This is a genomic window from Bacillus cereus group sp. BfR-BA-01381 (assembly GCF_022663555.1).
Lineage (GTDB): Bacteria > Bacillota > Bacilli > Bacillales > Bacillaceae_G > Bacillus_A > Bacillus_A pacificus.
On record NZ_JAKUFR010000049.1, the window covers coordinates 14,388 to 36,696 of the forward strand.

Sequence of the window (22,309 nt, forward strand, 5' to 3'; positions counted from 1 at the left end):
GTTTCTTTGATTATTTAGAATATTAACACTGGAAAGAACTATATGTCAATAACAAAAAGTGGAGTATTAATTTTTTAAAATAATATATTAAAAAAGCGGATTTTCTCTTATTGAGAATCCGCTTTTAATACATTTTTCCAATAAAATAATTGCTGTAGATAGAAAAACTTCAATTCAGCTTGCCTATTATTTTTCAATTTGTGCCCACTTGAAGTTTAATTGACCTGCAAAGTCTACTTGCACAATTCCTTTCACATAAGAACGTTCTAAATAAGATTCGCCTTTTTGGTAAAGAGGAGCGATAACAGAGTCTTTAAATAATATTTTCTCAGATGCTAGTAATGCTTCCCAGCGAGCTTTTTCATCACCAGCTAAAGTCGTTTTCACTTTTTCAATTGTTTCATCGAACTCCTTATTAGAGTAATGATCCAAGTTGTAAGGGTTATTCGTTGTAAACAATTCAAGGAATGTAATTGGATCAGCAAAGTCAGGGCTCCAGCCGTCAATACCGATTTCATAGTCACCTTTTAATAAAAGTGAAACTTGTTGTTTACGTGGTTGTGGTTTCACATTTACTGTTAATCCATCTAAATTCTTTTCTAGTTGTCCTTTTAAGAACTCACCAGTTTTCTTATCAAGGTCAGCATCACTTGTTAATAATTCTAATGTTATCTTTTCAGAACCAAGCTCTTGTTTCGCCTTTTTCCATAACTCTTGTGCAGATTTTGTATCAACTTTGGTTAAATCCCCGTTTATAGTACGGAAGTCTTTTCCATCAGGCCCTTTTGCAAAGTTTTTTGGAACGAGACCAAAGGTTGGTGTAGAGCCATCATTTAATAACGTATTTACAAAGGATTTGCGATCAATTGTTTGATCGATTGCTTGGCGTGCAGAAACATTTTGAAGTACTTTGTTTTGTTGGTTCATACGTAAAAATTGTACGCCTACGTTCGGGCGTTCTTTAAAGTTCGCATCTTTTTTATATTTATCAACGAAGTCGGATGTTAATTTTATACGGTCTAATTGTTTTGATTCGAATAGGTTTACTTCTGTTGATTTTTCTTTTACGACGTTAAAATTGATTTCCTCTAGTTTGACAGTATCTTTATCCCAATAGGTAGGGTTTTTCTTGAATTTAAAGCTTTGTTCATGCTTCCAATCGCTTAGTGTAAAAGCGCCGTTGTACAAGATTGTATTATCTTCTAAAGCGTACTTATCACCTTGTTTTTTAAAGAATTCCTCGTTAATTGGTAGAAATGTTGGGAACGCTGTTAAGCTAATAAAATATGGAACAGGGCGTTCTAATTCTACCTCAAACGTATGGTCATCAACTGCTTTTACACCAAGTTGGTCGGCTGGAAGTTCTTTGTTGTTAATTTTTGTTGCATTTTTAATATCAAAGAATAGAAATGCATATTCAGAGGCTGTTGCTGGATCGACAGCTCTTTGCCAAGCGAAGACAAAATCTTTCGCTGTAACAGGAGTGCCATTTGACCATTTTGAATCTCGCAGGTGGAATGTGTATTTCGTTTTATCGCCACTTACTTCATGAGATTTTGCAACACCAGGGACAGGTTTATTACCTTCACCAAGGTTATACAAACCTTCAAATACGTTTCTCATTACTTGACCAGAATCAGTATCTGTAGCACGAGCTGTATCCATTGTTCGTATTTCAGTAGGTGAAGATAAGTTTAAAACCTGTTTACTAGGCGCCTCGTCTTTTGCATTTGCTCCGCTTGCTTCGTTTTTATAACTACCACAACCAGTTAATAAAATACTTACTCCTACAACTGATGCAATACCGGGTACAAACTTCTTTTTCATTTGATTTTCCTCCTAAATAGTTAAGTTTGGATGATGATGAGGGAAATGAAAAATAAAAAATCCCTCTTTTCATATTGAGAAAGAGGGATTTTTACGTACAAGTTATGCACCCGTATATAAACGAAGTCCCTCATTCTATCTTTCAAGCTATAAAGCTTGCAGGAAGTGGCACAGTATTCAAAAATGAACCTGCTGCCGAGGTTTCAAAGGGCCAGTCCCTCCACCTCTCTTGATACAATGAGTAAACGAATAAACTTTATTAATTTTTGTGTTTCTTTGATAATTCAAAATCTTACACCTTGGATGATGAAGTGTCAACTGAATGGAATATAGTTTAAATTTTCAGTTTTCTTGGATGAAAAACCACTGCATATGGCAGTGGTTTTTCTACTAGAAGTTAAAGTTATCTGGATCTGGACCAACGCGACGGTCTTCATTTAAAGCTTGAATTGCTTTCATATCATCGGCACTTAATTCAAAGTCGAAGATGTTTGCATTTTCAATAATGCGATGTTCTTTAATAGATTTAGGGATTGTTACAACTTCGTTTTGTAGATCCCAGCGTAAAATAATTTGCGCAGTTGATTTATTATATTTTGTCGCAATTTCTTGTAACGCTGGATTATCTAGTAGTTGTCCTTGCATTAATGGTGACCAAGCTTCAAGCTGGATATTATGTTCTTTACAGAAAGCGTGTAACTCTTCTTGTGCTAAACGTGGGTGGTATTCCACTTGATTGACCATTGGCTTAATTTCAGCAATTTCAAATACGTCTTGTAAGTGGTGAATAAGGAAATTACTCACGCCAATTGCACGAACACGGCCGTCTTTATAAAGTTTTTCTAACGCTTTCCATGATTCAGTATATTTCCCTTTTACAGGCCAATGTACTAAATATAAATCTAAATACTCTAGTCCTAATTTTTCTAATGTAGTTTCAAATGCTTGAAGTGTTGTTTCATACCCTTGATCGCTATTCCATACTTTTGATGTAATAAATAATTCTTCACGTGAAACACCTGATTCACGGATTGCTTGGCCAACGCCTTCTTCATTTTGATAAATTGCTGCAGTATCGATACTGCGGTAGCCATTTTTAATTGCTGCTTTCACAGACTCAATTACTTCTGAACCATCTTCTACTTTAAAAACACCTAAGCCGAACCAAGGCATTTTTACACCGTTATGTAATGTTGTATAGTCTTTTAAACTTGTTAAACTCATATTATTTCCCCCTAGCTTTTTTGTTTGTTGCTTCTACTGCTTTTTGAATTGCCTCTGAAAAATTATATTCATATAAAGCTTTGAGACCTTCAGCTGTGGAACCACCTGGTGTTGTTACTTGTTCGCGGAGGTTAGCTGGATCTTGCGTTTGTTCAAGCATAGAGGCAGAGCCAGAAATCATTTGAATGACAAGGTGTTTGGCAGTTGCTTCATCAACTCCATAACTTTTTGTTGCTTCAATTAAGTTTTCAGCAAAGTAATAAAGGAAGGCTGGTGCACTTCCCGTAACTGCAGTAAGCTGATGAACTTCTTCCTCAGTACAAAGTTGCGAAGTACCAATACCTCTTAAAAGCAGTTGTAAGGTTTCCTGATGCATCTCGGTTACCGATTGTCCCATTGTATATAAGGAGATAGACTTTCCGATTTCAGCAGCTGTATTTGGCATAATCCAAGCAACAGGTGTCCCCTCGGGAAGTCTTTCTTCTAAATAAGATGGGCCAATGCCAGCAGCTACCGTTACGACAAGTTGATTCGATAGTAACGGAGATAATTCCGCTAATAAACCTTCATGTGCAGAAGGCGGCATTGCTAAAACAATCGTATCAACAGATGTAACATGCTGCTTCCAATCTGTTGTAGTAGACACATTATATCGCGTTTGTAATTGTTCCAGTTTTTCTACGTTGCTTCGGTTAGAAACGATAATTTCTTCGATATATTCTTTGCTTGTTTTCAGTAACCCGGAAAATATAGCTTCTGCCATACGACCAGCACCAATAAATAGAATTCGATGTTTAGTTAGCATATCCTCTATTCCTTTCTAGTGGAGATATGTTATAAAAAACGATACCATTTTTAAGAGAATTTTGTAAAAAGAAAAGGCTTATTGTAGATGGAATAGACAATGAAAAGTAGGAAATTAATGGTGAAAGGGAGAGTGATTCCTTATACTGGTGATAGGGAATTTATTACACATCTGGGGAGAGATGATTATGATTAGAAGTCCGCTCTTTTTACTCATTACTAGTATTATTTGCGTATTGGTTGGATTTTATATTCAATCGAGTTATATTGAAATTTTTGCATCGGTTATGGGGATTATTAATGTTTGGTTATTAGCGAGGGAAAAGGTATCTAATTTTTTGTTTGGCATGATTACGGTTGCGGTATTTATATATATTTTTATTACACAAGGTTTATATGCAATGGCAGTATTGGCAGGCTTTCAACTTATCTTTAATGTATATGGTTGGTATTATTGGATTGCACGCAGTGGTGAAGAAGAGGTAAAAGCAACAGTTCGTTTAGATTTGAAAGGTTGGATTTTCTATATAGTCTTTATTTTAGCTGCATGGATTGGTTGGGGTTATTATCAAGTTCATTATTTAGAATCAACAAGTCCATATTTAGATGCTTTAAATGCTGTATTAGGCTTAGTAGCTCAATTTATGCTAAGTCGAAAAATCTTAGAAAACTGGCATTTATGGATTTTATATAATGTAGTTAGTATTTCAATTTATATTTCCTCCGGGTTATACGTTATGCTAATATTAGCTGTTATTAATCTCTTTATATGTATAGCTGGTTTACTAGAGTGGAAGAACAATTATAAGGGACAAAAACATACAAATAATTATATCTAGAAAATAATTAGAGTTGGAAAACCCCTGAAGCACATACGCTTCAGGGGTTTATTAATAGAATATAAGTTTATGCTTTTGTCATACCTAACAATACAGCGCCACCAATAATTAAAACACTACCTAGTGCAATAAAGATCAATTGACGTTTTGTTTTCTTTTCACCTAAGAAGACAATCGCACCGAATGTTGAGATAACGATTCCAGTTTGAGATAATGGGAAGCTTGTTGCTACTCCGACACGTGGTAGTGAAAGAAGTAAGAATAAGTTTCCAGTTCCCCATAGTAAACCAGATAAAGCATTACGGATTGCATATTTGTTAAAAGGTTTATGTTTAGATGTCAGTACAACCGCACCAACAAACATACCAACTGCTTGTGGTAAAATAGCAGACCAACCATCGATGTTATACCAACGAATAATAATTACATATACAAGATAGCCAAAAGTAGAAACAATTAAAGTAAGAAGTCCTTTTTTCAATTGTCCTGGTGGCTGAGCATTTTCTTTATCATCTAATGATGTGAATACAACACCAACTACGATTAATAGGATTGCAATCGTTCCCAGAATGATCGTTGTAGTAGTAGTCCACTCGCGGAAAGCGATAACCCCAAAGATAGAAGTTGCAACAAGTTGCATACCAGTAGAAATTGTTACAGTAGTTGAAACACCTAGTTTTTCAACTGTTTTTAATTGGTTTACTTGTCCTAAAGCCCAGAATAAACCTGAAATAAAACCAACAATCAAGATTGTCATTGTTAAAGCTGGTTGAGTAAATACATACATAATTGTTGCGAAGAATAGAGCACCGATTGTCATACCTACCGTTTGGCTATATGCACCACCGCCCATTTTTACGCTTACTAATAAGATGTTTCCCCATGCAATTGCAGGAAGAAGCGCTAATAAAATGTCCATTACAAGACTCCCTTCGTTTTGCTATACCAATATAATTACATATCGTTCTAACGATCGGTAATGCCCCACTACTAGAGTAGAAGATTACCGATCGCTAAAACAGGATGAAGAATTCACGATATAAATGCGTTTTCATTTCTTCATTTTTTCAAACACCTCCATATAATAACAGGAAATTGCCTATTTTAGAAAGTAAATTCAAATAGAATGTATATTTAAATAAAAGTTAAAATTCAGTTATTTCCCGATGGTATATTTTTATTTCCTAAGAAATAAAAAAGCAGCTTCAAAAAGAGCTGCCTTAAGAGTTAGTAATTCTTTTATTAATAAGCTGAATACATAGCAAAAATAGGAGGGACATACTAATAGTGATAACTACTAGTGTCCAGGCGAGCTGCATATTACTTGCATCAATCGCCATGTAAATTGCAGTTGGGATAGTCTGTGTTTTACCAGGAATGTTTCCGGCAAACATGAGTGTAGCACCAAACTCACCAAGCGCACGAACAAAGCTCAAAATCATTCCACTTAGTAAGGCAGGAAATGCAAGCGGAAGTGTGACGTGTAGAAAAACTTGATATTCACTTGCACCAAGGTCACGAGCACTTTCTTCAATTTGTACATTCGCGATAGAAAATCCTGTTTTTGCTGATTGGTACATAAGCGGAAATGCAACAACTGTAGAAGCAATGATCGCAGCAGTAGATGTGAACATAATAGATTGCTGAAATATTGATTCTATCCACATTCCAATGGTACTGTTATTTCCAAAAATAATAATGAGAAAAAAGCCGATTACAGTTGGCGGAAGTACCATTGGTAATAAGAAAATCGTTTCTAGTATTACTTTATATCTCCATGAGGAACGTGCTAGCGCTCTTCCGATTATCGTTCCTAAAATGGTAACGATAATGGTGGCACATGCGGCTACTCGTAAAGATAGAAAGATTGGTGATAAAATAGTATCAAAGCTCATGGCAATTATGATAGGACGGTAAATCCATATTTCTTAAAGATAGATTGTGCATCTTTTGACTGCAAATACTCATAAAATGAAGTCGCCTCTTTCTTATGCTTAGACTCTTTTATAACACCTAAAGGATAGTGAATTGGCTCATGAGAAGTAGCAGCTGCTGTCTCACCAATCTTCACTTTTTCTGAAATAAGAGCATCTGTTTTGTATACAATACCAGCATCGACATTTCCTGTTTCTACATATGTTAACACTTGGCGAACATCTTTTGTAAATACGACTTTATTTTGAACATCATTCCAAAGGTTTTCGTGCGTTAAAGAAGCTTTTGCATATTTGCCAGCAGGTACAGATTCAGGTGTACCAAGTGCAATTTTTTTGATTTTCTCATCTTTTAAATCTTGAAATTTTGTAAGAGAACTATCTTTAGGTATGACTAGAACTAGTTCATTTCCAAGAAGATTTTTCCCTTCCTTTTCATTAATGAATCCTTTTTTAACAAGAGTTTGGAATTTATCTTCTGCTGCTGAGAAGAATAAATCAGCGGGTGCGCCCTGTTCGATTTGTTGTTGAAGTGCACCAGAAGCACCGAAATTAAAAGAAAGTTTAATATTAGGTTCTTTTTCTTTATATTTTGTTTCAATTTCTTTTAATGCATCTTGTAAGCTTGCAGCTGCGGATATAGTAAGTTCAACTGTTTTTCCTTCTTTAGCAGTTGATTTCTCTTTCTTATCTCCGTTTGTACATGCAACGCTAAATATAAGAAGAAAAGAAAATATAAGCGCCCCTATGGATCGTAATATAAACTTGTTCATAAGAAAATCCCCTTTCGTTTTGACATATTCAATTATAACTAATTATAACTAAATATAACTAGTTATAATTGAATATAATTTGAAAGATGTAGTTGCTCTTAAAATATAGGAGAAATATTCTTTTCTTTGTTACAATGAAGGAAGAAAGTGAGGAATCGTCTATGGATCATCATTCCTACACAACGGAAGAAGTAGCGAAGCGATTAAAAGTATCAAAATTAACTGTATACGATCTAATTAAAAAAGGAGAACTGCCTTCTTATAGAATTGGTAGACAGATGCGCATTGATGCAGCAGATTTAGAACAATATATTAAGCAAATGAAAACAGGTAACGTACAAGTTACTCCTGTTAAGAATGACAGTAATAGTATCTCGAATACATGTATTATTAGCGGACAAGAACTAACGTTAGACATGTTGGCAAAACGTATAGAAAATCGCCTGCCAAGTTCAAATATATTAAGGGCATATCAAGGTAGTTTAACGAGTCTAGTAAAAATGTATCAAGGAGAAGGAAGTATCGTTAGCTTGCATTTGTTTGATGGCGAAACGGGTACATATAATGTTCCTTACGTAAAACGTATTTTAGTGGGACAACCATGTACGATGATTAATTTATTAGCAAGGAACGTTGGGTTTTATGTGCAAAAGGGAAATCCAAAAAATATAAAAACATGGGCTGATTTATCTCAATCATCTATACGATTTGTAAATCGAGAAAAAGGTTCTGGTATTAGGGTGTTAGTCGATGAACAATTGCGCATTCAAAAGTTAAATAAAGAACGTATTAGTGGATATGAGTGGGAAGAATCGAACCATCTTGGTGTTGCCACGCAAGTCGCGAATGGAAAAGCTGACGTCGGAGTAGGGTCAGAAAAGTTTTCGCAAATTGTAAATGTAGACTTTATTCCAATCATGAAAGAACAGTATGATTTAGTGATTTTGAAGAATAAAGAAAATGAAGAGCTGATCGAAGTTGTGAAAGACATTCTGCAATCGGAAGAATTTTATAATGAATTAAATGCGATTGGCGGATACGATATGACGAAAACAGGTCAAATTGTATATGAAACAAACTAAAAAGCTGCTTGTCTATAAGACGAGCAGCTTTTTCTATATATAAAGGGGGTTGGGGAAACAAAGTGTTAAACAAGACTTTGAGCAAGTGAGTAAATGAAAGCTGTAAGAAGAGTTGCTCCACTTGCAAGTCCGATAAAGTCTGATTTGTTGAAAGTAATGTTGTTCATTATAATCTCTCCTTATTTGTTTAATGTAGTTGCAACAGCTTTTGCATCGACAAGTGCGGATAGCACCGTGCCCATTGTATTTAAAAATTTGTTTGATTTCATTTTGTTCATCATGCGTATCCGCTCCTTTTCGAATTGTTGTTGCCCTGCTTTATATCTTAATTATAGGAAATATGATCGCCTGCAACTATCGAATTAGCTTACGGAAGACTTACACTTTTGTAAGAAAAAAAGACATTCGTGTAAGAATGTCTTTTAAAGCATATTAATGTGGTGGTGCTCTTCAATTGTTTTTAAAAAGCTACGCATTGAATTCGTCATATAGCTATCCTTGCGGCGTATGAAAACCGTTGAAATACTACCATATTTTTCAGGGATTGCATGACAATGTACTTTCCCTGCTTTAGAAAGATGGTGGACAGCAGACTGTGGTACGAGTGTAATTCCAAGGCCGAGTGCAACACTGTTTAATATTGTCTCTAATATATTAAATTCCATAATTCTTTTTGGTAGCAAACCTTCGTCTTTCAGCCATCGTTCTAGTTTGGAACGGTATCCACAACCTTGGTTAAAAACGAGTAGAGGCGTTGTTGTAAATTCTTCTATATGAAAAGCTTTATTTTGTGTTACAAGCATTAATTTTTCTGTACTAACATCGTATTGTTCAATAAGTGGGTGTTTTATTGGTCCTGATATAAAAGCGCCATCTAATTGATGATCGAGTACTTCTCTAATTAATTCTTCTGTTAAACCTGCTTGTAATGACAAATCGACGTTCGGATAGCTTTTATAGTAAGAAGATAAAATGGTAGGTAATGTACTTACTGTTTCGACAGTACCGATTTTTAATATGCCAGAGGGTGTTTCGCTATCTAAAAATACTTGTTTTAGCTCATCAACATCTTGCAAAATTTTATTAACATAAACGAGCATTTTTCTTCCTTCAGCTGTTAAAGTCATACCTCGTTTATGACGATAAAAGAGCGGTGTTTTCAGTTCGTTTTCTAATTGTTTAATACGTGCAGTTACATTTGATTGTACGTAATTTAATTCCTTTGCTGCGCTACTTACACTACCTTGGTCGGCAACGCTCTGGAAGATTTGCAAGTCTCTTAATTCCATGATACTGTCCTCCTTGATGTTAACTATCATTATAAATGATAGTTAACATCATTTTGAATCATTTTACGTGATATATTTTTTCTTTTACAATTCTCTTTGTGCAAATAGAAAGAAGCGGGGGATTGTGGTGAGAAAAGGTCAAATGATAATAGGCGCTTTCACGTGTTTAATTGCAAGTATGTCATGGGGAGCAATGTTTCCAGTTGCTGATCATGCGTTAGAATACATAGATCCGTTTTATTTTTCTCTTATTCGCTATGGAGCGGTGGCGATAATGCTGATTGTATTGTTGTTAATGAAAGAAGGGAAACAGGCATTTCGTTTAGAAGGAAGAGGAAGGCTACTCGTCTTTTTCGGAACGATGGCGTTTACTGTATATAATGTACTTATATTTTTAGGTCAAATGTTAATGGGGAAATCAGGCGTGATGGTAGCCTCCATTATGGAAGCACTTATGCCGATGATTTCTATTTGTATTCTATGGGGATATAAGCGTGTAAAACCGAAAAAGTATATGATAACGAGCATGATTATCGCTTTTATAGGAGCTGTATTTGTTATTACAAAAGGTGATATGAGTTTCTTTTTAACGTTGAAAGATAACATGTTTTCGCTAGCATGTATATTTGTTGGAGTTGTGGGCTGGGTTATTTATACGATGGGTGGTCAAACGTGTAGCGATTGGTCAACATTACGTTATTCTACGTTGACGTGTGTATTCGGTACGACCGTTACAGGAATTATAACGATAATTATTACGGCACTTGGATATGTTTCAGTCCCTAGTATGGGAACGATTTCTATCGTGAGATATGATTTATTGTTTATGATGACATTACCAGGAATTGTAGCATTACTCGCTTGGAATTACGGTGTGAAAATTTTATCATCTATTAATGGTATTTTATTTATTAACTTTGTACCTATTACGACTTTAGTTATTATGATGATGCAAGGATATCAAATCACAATGTTTGATATTGTAGGAACTTTATTTGTTATTGCAGCGCTTATTCGCAATAATGTTTGTCAGAGAAAAGAAGAAAACATAAATAAGAAGATGTTACAAGAAGAGCAATTACGTCAAGCTGTTTAATAGGCAATTGGAGGATTTCACATGTTAGAAAGTTTATTGTTTTTCTTCGCCGTTGGAGTTGCTTGTGAGCTTGCAGCAATTAATCGAAATGGTCGTAAGAAGATAAAACAACAAGCTGAAATGATACAGCTTTTAAAAGAGTTAAAAGAAAGAAACATTTAAAAAGACGACCGGGCATAGACGGTCGTCTTCTTCTATATAAAGGGGAAAGGGGACACAAAGTTATACAAGCGTAGCAGCGTAAATAAAAGTAGTAAGAAGAATCGAGCCGCTAGCTAATCCTAAAAAATCTAATTTGTTAAATGTGATGTTGTTCATCGTATATTCTCCTTACTTGTTTAATGTAGAAGCAACAGCTTTTGCATCGATAAGAGCGGAAAATACCATGCCCATTGTATTTAAAAGATTGTTCGTTTTCATTTTGTTCATCATATTGATCCGCTCCTTTTCGAATGGTTGTTGTTTCTTTCTGACTTAATTGTATGAAAAATGGTGGAGAGTAACTATCGAATTAGCTTACAAGATAATTACACTTTTGTAAGAATTGAAATTTAATATTTAAACCTTAAAATTATTACCAACTCCTAAAACTTAGTGTTATAATTGTGGTAAGGAAATGATTATACTTCGGATGTTCAGAAAGGAACGAAACAAATGTATAAACCAATTACATTTTTGTTGAAATATATATTTAAAACAGCTGGGAAAGTAGAAGTGCAAGGAAGAGAAAAGCTACCAGAAGGTGGCCCGTATGTTGTTGCGTGTACACATACAAGTTTTATGGATGTATTAATGTTAGCTACAGGGATGTACCCAACAGAGATTCATTACATGGCCAAAAAAGAATTATTTGAAGGGAAATTCAAAAATTGGTTCTTTAAAAATGTAAATGCATTCCCTGTAGATCGTGCAAATCCAGGACCGAGTACACTTAAAATTCCATCACGCTTATTAAAAGAAGGAAAAGTGGTAGGGATTTTCCCGAGTGGAACGAGATCGACAGAAGACGTTTCGTTAAAAGCTGGTGCTGTAACAATTGCGATGCGTTCTAACGTTCCATTAATACCGGCAGCTTATATTGGTCCCTCAAGTGTAAAAGAATTAATAAAAGGAAAAAGAGCACAATTAATTTTTGGAGACCCAATTCAAATTGATGCTGAAGAACAAATAGATCGAAAAACAGCTATGAAAATGATGACAGATCAATTAAATGAGAGGTTTGAGGAGCTAAAGATAGCTTTGCAATCAAATCAAAAGTAAGAAAAGACGACCGGGCATAGACGGTCGTCTTCTTCTATATAAAGGGGAAAGGGGACACAAAGTTATACAAGCGTAGCAGCGTAAATAAAAGTAGTAAGAAGAATCGAGCCGCTAGCTAATCCTAAAAAATCTAATTTGTTAAAAGTAATGTTGTTCATCGTATATTCTCCTTACTTGTTTAATGTAGAAGCAACAGCTTTTGCATCGATAAGAGCGGAAAATACCATGCCCATTGTATGTAAAAAATTGTTTGATTTCACTTTGTTCATCATATAAATCCGCTCCTTTTCGAATAATTGTTGCCCTGTTTCTGACTTAATTGTATGAAAAATAGCGGAGAGCAACTATCGAATTAGCTTACAGGAAAATTACACTTTTGTAAGAAAAACGAATGACAGTGTAATGATAAGAAGAATTGACATATGTTCATTGCATTCATTAAGTTAGGAGTAGAGGTGAGTGTATGGCTAATATTAAAGATATCGCCAAGATGGCTGGGGTTTCAATTACAACTGTTTCGAGGGTGCTAAATGATCATCCATACGTAAGTGAAGAAAAAAGGAGAGTTGTTTTAGAAATAGTTGAGAAATTGAATTACTCACAAAACGCAAATGCTGTTCATTTATCAAAAGGAAAGACGAATATTGTTGGTGTAATTCTCCCTTACATTAATCACCCGAGCTTCGATGCAATGGTAGGGGGAATGATGGAGGGAGCGTTAACTCATAACTACAGGGTGCTACTTTGCCAAACAAACTATAATAAAAAAGAAGAAATGAAAAGTTTACATATGTTAAAAACGAAACAATTGGATGGCCTCATTATTTGTTCGCGTGCAAATGATTGGGAAATGATAGAACCGTATGCTTCGTACGGCACAATCATTGCTTGTGAAGACAATGATATTTCAAATATCTCAAGTGTATATACAAATCATTCGGCAGCTTTCCAGCTAGGAATGAATCATCTTATTGAAAAAGGTTATAAAAAAATTGGTTATTGCACGGGGAGAAAGCTAGGACCGAGTAGTCAAAAGCGTTTTGATGTGTATAAGCGTCAATTGCAATCTATAGATGAAGAAGTGAATGAAGAATGGATTTTCACAGAATGTTTTACGTTAGAAGATGGTGTGAGAGTGGCTCATAAATTAAAGGAAATGCAGCATCTTCCTGAAGCATTAATAGTAGCAGGAGATGAAGTTGCGATTGGGGTTATGACAGAAGCTGAAAAATTAGGTATTCAAGTTCCTGAGGATTTAGCGATTATTGGTTTGGATAATCAACCTATCTCGCAAGTGTTACAACTTACAACTATTGATCAAAATTTAAAGGAAATAGGTAAAAAAGCCTTTGAAATGTTTTATCGGCAAACAAATGATGAAAGTTCTAAACAAGAAAAGGTGGAAATTCCATATGAACTTGTGGAGCGATCTACAGTGTAGTTTTAATCCGTTATGTGTATAAGTGCATAACGGATTATTTTTTGAAATACCTTTGACAGGAAACGCGTTTCATACTTTATAAAGGAGTTAAACCGGTTTGTAACAATCCATGGATTCTTTTCAAGAATAGTATTTGGAGGGAAATGCATGAATGAACTTTTATTAAGTATAAAAAAGTTTTTAGGGAATGACGAAAATGTTTTAGCCTTTGTGGTGGGGGTTTTTGAGAAGGATAATTTCACGTTATGTTATCAACATGGGATTTTTGTTGCGACTACTAGACGTCTCCTGTTTTACGGGAAATTTCCTTACTATCCTTCAACATTTAAAGAGTACTCATATTTGCATATAGATAGCATAGTTTTTCGCCCGTATTTCGAATTTATTTGTAATCATGAAACCATCCGAGCTAAGTATATTCAGAAGGGGAATGTGGAGCAATTTGGCCGTATAGTTAGAGCGAATGTGAATAATTAATCACCCCCCTGTTTAAACATAATATTCTGGTCTTTATGAGGAAAAATGCTGAATAAAAACAACTTCTAAACCTCTAGGAGATAGTGATACAATGTCAAATGGGGGGAGGGTATGAACTATGGTTAATCAACGTATAAAGGAAATAACACTAATTACAATTGGTTCATTATTATTCGCAATTGGTATTAATTACTTTGCAATTCCAAACCGTCTATCAGAGGGTGGAATTATTGGTTTAACGGTTGTTACGTACTATTTATTTGATTGGTCGCCGGGGATTGTGAATTTTGCTATAAATGCAATTTTACTAGCTGTTGGTTATAAATTTTTTGATAAGAAAACGATGGTTTATACAATTTTAGGGATTGTAGAAACATCTTTGTTTTTATATGTTACGGAACATATTGAGTACCATGTAAATAGTGATACGTTATTAGCGGCACTATTTGCTGGTGTATTTGTCGGTATCGGATTAGGCTGTATGTTCAAAGCTGGAGGTACATCAGGGGGATCGGCAATTTTAGCACGGTTAGCAAATCAATATTTAGGTTGGAGTGTCGGAAAAGGTGTACTTATTATTGATATCGTTGTAATTGCTGGTTCTGTATTTATAATAGGGCAAGAAAAAGCGATGTACACACTTGTTGCAGTATTCATCGGAGCGAAAGTAATTGATTTCATTGTAGAAGGAATGGACACAAAAACGGCTGTTACAATTATTTCAAATCAACCAGAGTTAATACGTGAGGCTATTACGAAAAACATGACACGCGGCGTTACTGTATTAGAAGGGCGCGGCGGATATACTGGTAAAAATAAAGAAGTTTTATATGTTGTTATTAATAAACAAGAGCTTGTTAAGTTAAAGCAAGTTATTAGTCGAGTAGATGAAGATGCTTTCGTCGTTATCCATGATGTACGTGATGTACTTGGCGGAGGCTTTAAAGCGAGCTAAAAGGTGAACGAGTAAATTCGTTCATCTTTTTTTAATTCTTACAAAAATGTAAGTGTAATGTAATGAGATTCAATAGTAGATTGTATTCTTTCTTTTTAAAATGGATGTATATATATCCTGCAGAGGAGGAATGTTTATTATGAAGAAAAAAATGATCACTACTATAATAGCGATGATAGTCATAGTAATAATGTTACTACCTACGAAACTTGGACCGGTTATCGATAAATATAATCCATTTTATAAGACGAAAGAATACTATACGGTTGTGAATACAATTGGTCAGCATATTGGCGATGAGTGGTATGAATATGAATTTATTGCATTTGACGAACGTGGAAGAGAACAAAAAATAAAGAAGACTGTTAAGCATATGTTAAAGAGAGATGAAACATTAAAGGTGTACGCAAAAGGACGCTACGGCGAGTCGATTGAAGAAATTGAAGCTGTAAATATTCCTATTAATGCAAAGAGTAAACTTTTAGCGATGAGATAGCGGGTTATACCCCCGCCTATTTTTTGTCGAAAATAAAAATACTAGGTATGGGTATTTTAATGGTTCATAAAAAAGCCTTAGTCCAGAGGGACTAAGGCTTTTTATATATATAAAGGGGAAGGGGGTACATTGTAGTAGCATGAGTGAAAGGTATAAGAAGAGTAGCTACTAGCAATGTAATTTGGTTATGTGAGTGTTCTTCTTATTTAGCTTACTTACTAACTTTATTGTACGAGATGTAGGTGAGAGAAACTATCGAATTACATTACACATAGCTTACAAACATGTAAGTCTTCTGTAATGTAATTCGATAGTTAAAAGATAGTGAATTTTATATAGTGTAATTAGAAAGTCTCACTGTATTACTTTCTGTTTGTAATATGAATGAAGAATGAAAAACCAACTACTTTTTAATAGCCTCATCTGTATGGAGATGAGGCCCTTTTTATAAACCTTACAACATTGTAAGGTTTACGTAAGTTAATTCGATAGTAAATTTGTCATATTTTTTGCATAATAGATACAAATAGATAAAAATAATTAGGGATATAGTAAGAAGGGAGAAGAATGGGATGCGTAAAGAAGAAGTAGTGAAGTTTCCAATTAAAGATTTCTGTAGCTACTTTACTGTTGCCGTAGTATGTATTGGATTATTTGATATCATAACAAACTTAATTGTTAAATAACATAGATGACAAAACAAGAAGGGAGATCCTTTCTTGTTTTTTTTGTGGGGGAATAAAAATGAAATGGATTGATAGTCATATACACGTTGACCAATATAAGGGTGAAGAGGAAAGTAGATTACTTAAAGATGTGGAAAATAGTAAAGAGATAAAGGGGCTTATTGCTGTATCTATGAATTATCAATCATGTAAAGAAACTTTATCTTTAGCAAAACGATATCCTTTTGTACATCCAGCAATAGGTTTTCATCCAGAGCAACCGATTCATAAAGAAGAATGTGAGCAAATTTATAAATTAATTGAAGAGCATGTAGAGGATATAGTTGCGATTGGTGAAGTTGGCTTACCGTATTATTTAAGAAAAGAAGATGAGCGCATTGCTGTCAATTCGTATATATTAGTGTTACAACGGTTTGTTGAACTAGCTAGTAAATATGATTTACCAATTATATTGCATGCAGTGTATGAAGATGCTGATATTGTATGTGATTTATTGGAGAAATATAAAGTTTCACGTGCGCATTTTCATTGGTTTAAAGGAAGTGAAACAACAATGAAACGTATGATGAGGAACGGTTATTATATTTCTATCACACCAGATGTTTTACATAAGGAGAAGATTAGAAAAATTGTTTCGTATTATCCTCTTGAATATATGATGGTAGAAACAGATGGACCGTGGGAATTTCAAGACGATGTTATGACGCATCCGGGAATGATTAGAGAGGTACTAAAGGAAATTAGTGTTATAAAAAACATGTCTGTTGATAAGGTTATGAAAACGATATATGAAAATACGATTCAATTTTACCCCGCATTAACGGGCAGTAAGACTTCCACCTCAAAATTTGACTAATGCGGAGGAGTTAGGTGGGAGAGCAACTTCCCGTAAAAGCCCGATTGGTTCAACTAATAACCAGTGGGGGATGGACAAAACCCCACTAATTAAAGTTTCACTTTATTTGAAAGGATAGGAGCGTTACTCTTATCCTTTTTATCATGGATATTTTTTCTAATATTTTCTATAATTTATGATGTGTTTAATTTGATGAAGGAAGTAGGGAAGAAAATGGGGAGAGCATATAAAAAAATAGCTATTACAATGATGATCGGTACAATTTCACTTGCAGCGTTTGGATGTGAAGCAGAAAAAAAGGCCATCAATTCAAACGTAACACAAGAAAATAAAGAAGAACAAATGGATCCAGTAGTTGAAAAACAGATGAAAGAAAATGAGAAAAATGGCAATACGGTTGGAAACAGTTCTAATAAAGGGAAGATGGCAGAGAGTGATGGATGGGTTTACTATGCAGTAAATGGTAATAAAAATACAGGAGGCATTTATCGTACGAAAGATCAATTTCAGACTTCGGAACGTGTAGTGGAAGGTGTAAATGCTTCTTACATAAATATAAAAAACAAGGTTTTATATTTTATTCATACGGATGAAGATAAGAATGCGGGATTATCTTCTTTAATGAAGTATGATATAGCTAACAAAAAGCTAGACGTGTTAAAAGCGGATACAAATTATGTTTATATAAAAGATCAAACTTTATTTTATCCGAAAAAATATTCTGAGCATGGTGGTTTTGATATTGTAGGGATTGTAAAAATGGATTTGAAAACGGGACAGGAAGAAGAAGCGGCATTTAAAAATTCTGGTTGGTCTCAAACGATAGATGATAGTATTCTACATTGGAATAAAAATCGTGGAACACAAGTTACAAAAGATAATAAAACTTGGTCAAAAGAAAATTATGCAACAATATCTAGTGCTACATATGATAATGAAAAATTATATGCTGTTGTCGACTTTTCGTTACCTTTTGAAACAAATGAAGCTGAGCATGGCATATATGAAATAGACGTTCAACAAAATAATGAAAAGTTATTGGTAAAGGATGCCTTGCAGATGAATGTGAAAGGGGACACTTTTTATTATATAAAAAAGGATGGAGTATATAAGAAGAGAATGAATGGAGGAAATGAAAAAGTAATTTATAATAAAGCGGTTGAACCAACTAAATCTTATTTATATTTTGTAGCAGGAGATATGTACCTCTATACGGATAATGGCACTATCATGAATCTAGATACAAAGAAATCAAATGAAGTAAAAGATAAGAAGCTAGCAGACGACGTTATGTTACAGAAAGTATGGAATGCACAGAAGGAACTCACTAGTGTTCAAATGGCTGCACTAACAGGAAACCCAAAACGAGTAGGGGATTTTTCATACGGGGAATTAGTGACCCCTATTTATAATACGAAGGATAATTTAGAGACTACGCTATCTACGTATTTCTCAAAATCATTTATAGCAGAGTATATGAAGAGTAAGTATATGAAAGAGTTAAATGGAAAAATGTACTATGCTATTGGAGATCCAGGATCAAAAGCAGCAACTAAATTTACAAAAATTATTTCTGCCGAGTTAAAGGATGGAAAAATAAAAGCGCAGGTAGAAACGTATAATGATTATGATAATGTAACGGAAAAAGTGGAAGTTGAATTTATTTATGAACATAATCAATGGGTTATTAATAATATGCCACGTTTTGGTTTAAGTTAAAAAACCACCAAGCATTTTGCTTGGTGGTTTTATTTTAGGATTCTAATTTTTTTGCACGTCTTAATAACAATAGAAAGACAATGATGAAGAAACCAAGTATAAGGAAGAATCCATATTGTTTTACATAATCCATTACGTCGCTTGCGCTTGTTGGTTTTTCAACGTGAATGCCATCTTTATTAGTAGTAATATGAATATCCTTCATCTTCACTTCATTTGTTTCTTTTTGTAAATCAATCCATTCTATATTTGGAATACTTTCTAGATCCTTTAGTACTTCTTTTAATGGTTTCACACCTAAGTAAGGATGATAGAATGCACCGATAATGCCGTCAGATAGTTTTGCAACAGATACAGCACGTTCTTTCATTTTAGCGATAGCATGTGGCTTATCTTCTTCAATAAATCCAACTGTTTCAGGCATTAATTTCATGCCATGTAAAAAGGATGGGGTACTTGTATAAAATGGTGAGTGCATGGATTTCCAAGTTGTATCACTTAACTGTAGTTGTCCTACATAAGTTGAAAAGTACCTTGATAGTATTTCATATCCTTTTTGAGACATCGTGTAATGAGGTGCTTCAAATGCGACAGGATATAATTTGGCATCTACAAGTTCTTGAATGCCTTTTTCAATATGATCAGTTGTATATTTTTCTTCAAACTCTTCCCCTTTTTTTACGTATGCATTATAGGCATCTATAGTAGGAAAGTCATCTTTTGATTTTGGTTGTTCATGATTTGGTTGACGAATTGGCTGGTCTGTTTTTACATCCCAAAATTCAAAACCTTCACCGGTTTCACTATCATAAAATTGGTGAGTATAACCATGCATAATAATTGCTGCACCATCGTCTTGCATAGAGCGTAAAAGATCGACTAGTTCGGGTTTATCTTTTAAATGTACTGTCTTTCCTGTATCAGGATCTTTATATACTGGTATGACTGTCATCATGTAGGGGATCTTTTTCTCTTTTAGTAATTCAGCAATTTCTTTTAATTGATTTATATCTGCGGCTGGATGAACGTCTTCAAGACGTAAATAAGCTTCTACTTTATTTGTCGTTGGTTTTTGTTTAAAGTAAGAAAATAGCATTTCACCGACGTAATGAGAGATCCAGTCAAAGAGATTTGGTGTTGCAACGTAGTAAGATGTTTCATGTTGAACGATTAGTGGGTTCTTGTTATTTGGGCTTAAAGCGTTAGCAAGAACAGTTCCGTTTGTATCAAAAGATTGAATCAAACGTTCTTCTTCTAGAGTGTTTTTTAATTTATTACTTGGATATTCGATTTTATTAGTTCGTATATCATTATCCTTTAGGGTAATGAATGAAAAGCGATTAGATAATTGTTCAACATTTTGCCCTAAAACTAATACTGGACCTGAGAAATTTTCTATAAGTTGTTTTGCTTCAGTAGGAAATTCTTCTTTTTGTTCACCGATATAGACGATATGTGTATAAGAAGATGAATTAGTAATTTCATTAGCCTTGTTTAAACTTTTCATAGTTATATCTTTTGTAAAATGGCCTAGTTGAGTATTAAGGATTTGAATATTATTTGTAATTGTATCTTCTTTTGTACTATATAAAACAAGTACTTTTGGTTTTGATGACGTTTGTGCAGAGATGTGGATGGGCATAAGAAGTAAAATACTGAACAAGAGTATTATGCACTTTTTCATTTGGTCTGCTCCTATTCTATATGTAGAGTTCAATTTACAATTATATACAAGAAATACGTTGTAGTCTATGAAAGTTACATTTTTGCACGTATTTACCAGCTGTTTTTTCACAAAATCGGTCTAAAGCATGATGATAATATGTATAGTTATTTGCTATGATAAAAGAGTAAGAGAATGATAGAATGTGGGTAATTGTAAAGGGAAGAAGGCTGAAAGGGGACAAATTTCAGCGGAGAAAGAGGTAGAGGTAGTGAAGAAATTCTTTGTAGGATTTTTAGTTGTTCTTGGAGTGTACTTATATTTCCAAGGAAAGTCTGAAGGAATGGGCAAATTAGTAAATGAGACAAGCTATGTTGACTCAGAAGAAGCAAAACAGATGAAACAAATTATTATAGAGGAAGCAAAGAAAGTCAATCTTCCAGAATGGATACCTCTTACAATTGCCGAACATGAAAGTCGATTAAATCCAAGAAGTGTTGGAGATAACGGAACTTCATTCGGATTGTTTCAATTGCATCGCGGTGGTGGACTTGCACCGGATCATTTAACTGATGATGAGCTGAAAGATCCACGTACAAATGCGCAAATTGCAATGCCGCATTTAATGAAAGGATATAAGCGCGGGGTGCAAAAAGGTTTGACGGATTTTGCGTTATTAAAATATATAGCAAATACATCTGGATGGCCAGGGAATTTAGGGCCAGAGTGGACGGATAATAACATGAAGTATAACATCGGATTAGAAGATGTGTACTATCGAAATAAAGGTGTAATTAAAGAGTAGGTTTTTGATACCTACTCTATTTTTTTGTGGATAATCACGTCGTTTTGTTTTGTGAAATACGCTGCTAGTTGTATTTTTACGTCTTCTAGTTTTGTGGAAACTTGCGGTATTTTATATCCTACATATAACGGTGAGACGACAAATCTAGGAACAACTTTACAAATGATTTTTTCGTTTAAGTAATAGAAGAATAAGTTATAACTACTACATCCTTTATGGAAATCTGTCAGTATGTAACGTACAGTTTGCTGAATATAATTTGCTAGTTCATCTATGCATTCAATATCTTCAATAATGATATTAAATTCAGTAAAACCGATAATAGGACGATCTGAGATATTGAGTTCAATGTGTTCGTTCTTTTGTACAATTACTCCTTGGAAGTTGTCCTGTTCTACGTTATCGAGGTAGTTTACATATTTCATTCCAATAATCTGCATGTGTGCATGATGCAAACTTCCACCTGAGAATGGACCATGATTTTTGTATAAAATTACAGATGTGAATTCTTCATTCTTCTGTAAGTCTAACCAATGTTTAATGGAGAAACGGATTAACGATCGCATATGTTCTTCTGTATATGTCGCAATATGATCTTCACAATTATCTGTTTCGATTAGCACCGTTTGAAATGTATCTTTTAATGTAGGAAATTTGTTTTTTAGCCAAATAATTGAGCCTTCAGTTGCTAAAATATCCGTTAAATTTTCTCTGTCACAAAAAGGACATGCAGCGCTTCTATTCCGGATGCTTTCTGGTTTTTGTTTGCCGATGTCGTTTAAAAAGTATAGTTGTTGTGTATCCATTTGTATTTATGCCCCTTTAAAATATGTGTAAAAATCCCGCTTAATACATTCGGGAAAAGAAGAGGAAAATCCTTTAAAGGGAATAGGAAAAATAAAAGACAAGATATCCTCATTAAGATAGGGTACCTTGTCTTTTATTTTTTCTTTAATAATGTGTATGGATAATATAGATCGTTTTTATTGTGCTTCTTTTTTCTATTTTTTATTGTGTAAAAGGCAATTGCTGTACTTGCGATTACAATAATGGCTTTCTTCATATTCATTTACCCCTTTTTAT

The 22,309-nt window shown here is 34.2% G+C and carries 25 protein-coding genes and 1 riboswitch; of the genes, 12 read left to right on the top strand and 13 right to left on the bottom strand.

Annotated features, from left to right (window positions below):
• Positions 1 to 186 precede the first annotated feature (186 nt).
• From MR079_RS17150 to proC, 3 genes are all read right to left on the bottom strand, one after another.
• Entirely contained in the window at positions 187 to 1,827 is a 1,641-nt protein-coding gene (locus MR079_RS17150; protein WP_000726476.1) for a peptide ABC transporter substrate-binding protein, read from the bottom strand.
• A gap of 132 nt (positions 1,828 to 1,959) precedes the next feature.
• A riboswitch (SAM riboswitch) is annotated at positions 1,960 to 2,066 on the bottom strand.
• 151 nt (positions 2,067 to 2,217) lie between these two features.
• Entirely contained in the window at positions 2,218 to 3,051 is an 834-nt protein-coding gene (locus tag MR079_RS17155) for an aldo/keto reductase (protein WP_242294352.1), read from the bottom strand.
• A gap of 1 nt (position 3,052) precedes the next feature.
• Entirely contained in the window at positions 3,053 to 3,856 is an 804-nt protein-coding gene (gene proC, locus MR079_RS17160; protein ID WP_139869609.1) for a pyrroline-5-carboxylate reductase, read from the bottom strand.
• A gap of 187 nt (positions 3,857 to 4,043) precedes the next feature.
• Between proC and pnuC the strand changes: the two genes are divergently transcribed.
• Positions 4,044 to 4,694 carry a nicotinamide riboside transporter PnuC gene (pnuC, locus tag MR079_RS17165; protein ID WP_242294353.1) on the top strand — a complete coding sequence of 217 codons (651 nt, stop codon included), beginning with the start codon at positions 4,044 to 4,046 and terminating at the stop codon, positions 4,692 to 4,694.
• Between the two features lie 67 nt (positions 4,695 to 4,761).
• On the opposite strand, the gene MR079_RS17170 is transcribed toward pnuC, so the two are convergent.
• The 3 genes from MR079_RS17170 to modA all read right to left on the bottom strand — a co-directional run bounded on the left by MR079_RS17170 (position 4,762) and on the right by modA (position 7,401).
• Positions 4,762 to 5,613: a GRP family sugar transporter gene (locus MR079_RS17170; RefSeq protein WP_000353544.1), complete on the bottom strand. Its 852-nt coding sequence runs from the start codon at positions 5,611 to 5,613 to the stop codon at positions 4,762 to 4,764.
• A gap of 301 nt (positions 5,614 to 5,914) precedes the next feature.
• On the bottom strand, positions 5,915 to 6,589 hold the full coding sequence (modB, locus tag MR079_RS17175; protein ID WP_242294354.1) for a molybdate ABC transporter permease subunit: 675 nt from the start codon (positions 6,587 to 6,589) through the stop codon (positions 5,915 to 5,917).
• 5 nt (positions 6,590 to 6,594) lie between these two features.
• The gene (modA, locus tag MR079_RS17180) at positions 6,595 to 7,401 is read right to left on the bottom strand and encodes a molybdate ABC transporter substrate-binding protein (protein ID WP_242294355.1); all 807 of its coding nucleotides are present in this window, start codon (positions 7,399 to 7,401) and stop codon (positions 6,595 to 6,597) included.
• 134 nt (positions 7,402 to 7,535) lie between these two features.
• On the opposite strand from modA, the gene MR079_RS17185 reads away from it, so the two are divergent.
• Positions 7,536 to 8,483, top strand: coding sequence for a helix-turn-helix transcriptional regulator (locus MR079_RS17185; RefSeq protein WP_139869642.1), 948 nt, complete (start codon positions 7,536 to 7,538; stop codon positions 8,481 to 8,483).
• 65 nt (positions 8,484 to 8,548) lie between these two features.
• Here the strand turns inward: MR079_RS17185 and MR079_RS17190 are convergent, their stop codons facing one another.
• Together MR079_RS17190 and MR079_RS17195 are read right to left on the bottom strand one after the other, a co-directional pair.
• Positions 8,549 to 8,650, bottom strand: a complete 102-nt coding sequence (locus MR079_RS17190) for a DUF3948 family protein (protein ID WP_098922466.1) — start codon at positions 8,648 to 8,650, stop codon at positions 8,549 to 8,551.
• Between the two features lie 255 nt (positions 8,651 to 8,905).
• Positions 8,906 to 9,772, bottom strand: a complete 867-nt coding sequence (locus MR079_RS17195; RefSeq protein ID WP_000423054.1) for a LysR family transcriptional regulator — start codon at positions 9,770 to 9,772, stop codon at positions 8,906 to 8,908.
• Positions 9,773 to 9,899: 127 nt separating this feature from the next.
• Between MR079_RS17195 and MR079_RS17200 the strand changes: the two genes are divergently transcribed.
• Together MR079_RS17200 and MR079_RS17205 are read left to right on the top strand one after the other, a co-directional pair.
• Positions 9,900 to 10,868, top strand: coding sequence for a DMT family transporter (locus MR079_RS17200; protein WP_242294356.1), 969 nt, complete (start codon positions 9,900 to 9,902; stop codon positions 10,866 to 10,868).
• Between the two features lie 21 nt (positions 10,869 to 10,889).
• Complete coding sequence (locus MR079_RS17205) at positions 10,890 to 11,030, top strand: YrzO family protein (RefSeq protein ID WP_000894069.1); 141 nt, start codon at positions 10,890 to 10,892, stop codon at positions 11,028 to 11,030.
• Positions 11,031 to 11,090: 60 nt separating this feature from the next.
• Here MR079_RS17205 and MR079_RS17210 read toward each other — a convergent pair whose 3' ends face one another.
• Positions 11,091 to 11,186 (bottom strand): DUF3948 family protein, encoded by a 96-nt coding sequence (locus tag MR079_RS17210; RefSeq protein WP_073530339.1) that lies wholly within the window; start codon positions 11,184 to 11,186, stop codon positions 11,091 to 11,093.
• Between the two features lie 336 nt (positions 11,187 to 11,522).
• On the opposite strand from MR079_RS17210, the gene MR079_RS17215 reads away from it, so the two are divergent.
• Positions 11,523 to 12,128, top strand: coding sequence for a lysophospholipid acyltransferase family protein (locus MR079_RS17215; RefSeq protein WP_139869614.1), 606 nt, complete (start codon positions 11,523 to 11,525; stop codon positions 12,126 to 12,128).
• Positions 12,129 to 12,190: 62 nt separating this feature from the next.
• Here the strand turns inward: MR079_RS17215 and MR079_RS17220 are convergent, their stop codons facing one another.
• Complete coding sequence (locus MR079_RS17220; RefSeq protein ID WP_073530339.1) at positions 12,191 to 12,286, bottom strand: DUF3948 family protein; 96 nt, start codon at positions 12,284 to 12,286, stop codon at positions 12,191 to 12,193.
• A 305-nt stretch (positions 12,287 to 12,591) separates the two neighbouring features.
• On the opposite strand from MR079_RS17220, the gene MR079_RS17225 reads away from it, so the two are divergent.
• From MR079_RS17225 to MR079_RS17250, 6 genes are all read left to right on the top strand, one after another.
• The gene (locus MR079_RS17225) at positions 12,592 to 13,569 is read left to right on the top strand and encodes a LacI family DNA-binding transcriptional regulator (RefSeq protein WP_242294357.1); all 978 of its coding nucleotides are present in this window, start codon (positions 12,592 to 12,594) and stop codon (positions 13,567 to 13,569) included.
• 147 nt (positions 13,570 to 13,716) lie between these two features.
• Positions 13,717 to 14,046 (top strand): PH domain-containing protein, encoded by a 330-nt coding sequence (locus MR079_RS17230; protein ID WP_242294358.1) that lies wholly within the window; start codon positions 13,717 to 13,719, stop codon positions 14,044 to 14,046.
• A gap of 118 nt (positions 14,047 to 14,164) precedes the next feature.
• On the top strand, positions 14,165 to 15,001 hold the full coding sequence (locus tag MR079_RS17235; RefSeq protein WP_044790585.1) for a YitT family protein: 837 nt from the start codon (positions 14,165 to 14,167) through the stop codon (positions 14,999 to 15,001).
• A gap of 139 nt (positions 15,002 to 15,140) precedes the next feature.
• On the top strand, positions 15,141 to 15,497 hold the full coding sequence (locus MR079_RS17240; RefSeq protein ID WP_000728419.1) for a YxeA family protein: 357 nt from the start codon (positions 15,141 to 15,143) through the stop codon (positions 15,495 to 15,497).
• Between the two features lie 744 nt (positions 15,498 to 16,241).
• The gene (locus MR079_RS17245) at positions 16,242 to 17,039 is read left to right on the top strand and encodes a TatD family hydrolase (protein ID WP_242294359.1); all 798 of its coding nucleotides are present in this window, start codon (positions 16,242 to 16,244) and stop codon (positions 17,037 to 17,039) included.
• Between the two features lie 213 nt (positions 17,040 to 17,252).
• On the top strand, positions 17,253 to 18,758 hold the full coding sequence (locus MR079_RS17250; protein WP_242294360.1) for a DL-endopeptidase inhibitor IseA family protein: 1,506 nt from the start codon (positions 17,253 to 17,255) through the stop codon (positions 18,756 to 18,758).
• A 34-nt stretch (positions 18,759 to 18,792) separates the two neighbouring features.
• Here the strand turns inward: MR079_RS17250 and MR079_RS17255 are convergent, their stop codons facing one another.
• Positions 18,793 to 20,442 (bottom strand): DUF2334 domain-containing protein, encoded by a 1,650-nt coding sequence (locus tag MR079_RS17255; protein WP_242294361.1) that lies wholly within the window; start codon positions 20,440 to 20,442, stop codon positions 18,793 to 18,795.
• Positions 20,443 to 20,692: 250 nt separating this feature from the next.
• Between MR079_RS17255 and MR079_RS17260 the strand changes: the two genes are divergently transcribed.
• On the top strand, positions 20,693 to 21,226 hold the full coding sequence (locus MR079_RS17260) for a transglycosylase SLT domain-containing protein (protein WP_000713259.1): 534 nt from the start codon (positions 20,693 to 20,695) through the stop codon (positions 21,224 to 21,226).
• Between the two features lie 11 nt (positions 21,227 to 21,237).
• Here the strand turns inward: MR079_RS17260 and MR079_RS17265 are convergent, their stop codons facing one another.
• Together MR079_RS17265 and MR079_RS17270 are read right to left on the bottom strand one after the other, a co-directional pair.
• Complete coding sequence (locus tag MR079_RS17265) at positions 21,238 to 22,032, bottom strand: DUF4931 domain-containing protein (protein WP_139869620.1); 795 nt, start codon at positions 22,030 to 22,032, stop codon at positions 21,238 to 21,240.
• A gap of 134 nt (positions 22,033 to 22,166) precedes the next feature.
• On the bottom strand, positions 22,167 to 22,295 hold the full coding sequence (locus MR079_RS17270) for a hypothetical protein (protein ID WP_003266122.1): 129 nt from the start codon (positions 22,293 to 22,295) through the stop codon (positions 22,167 to 22,169).
• Between the last annotated feature and the right edge of the window lie 14 nt (positions 22,296 to 22,309).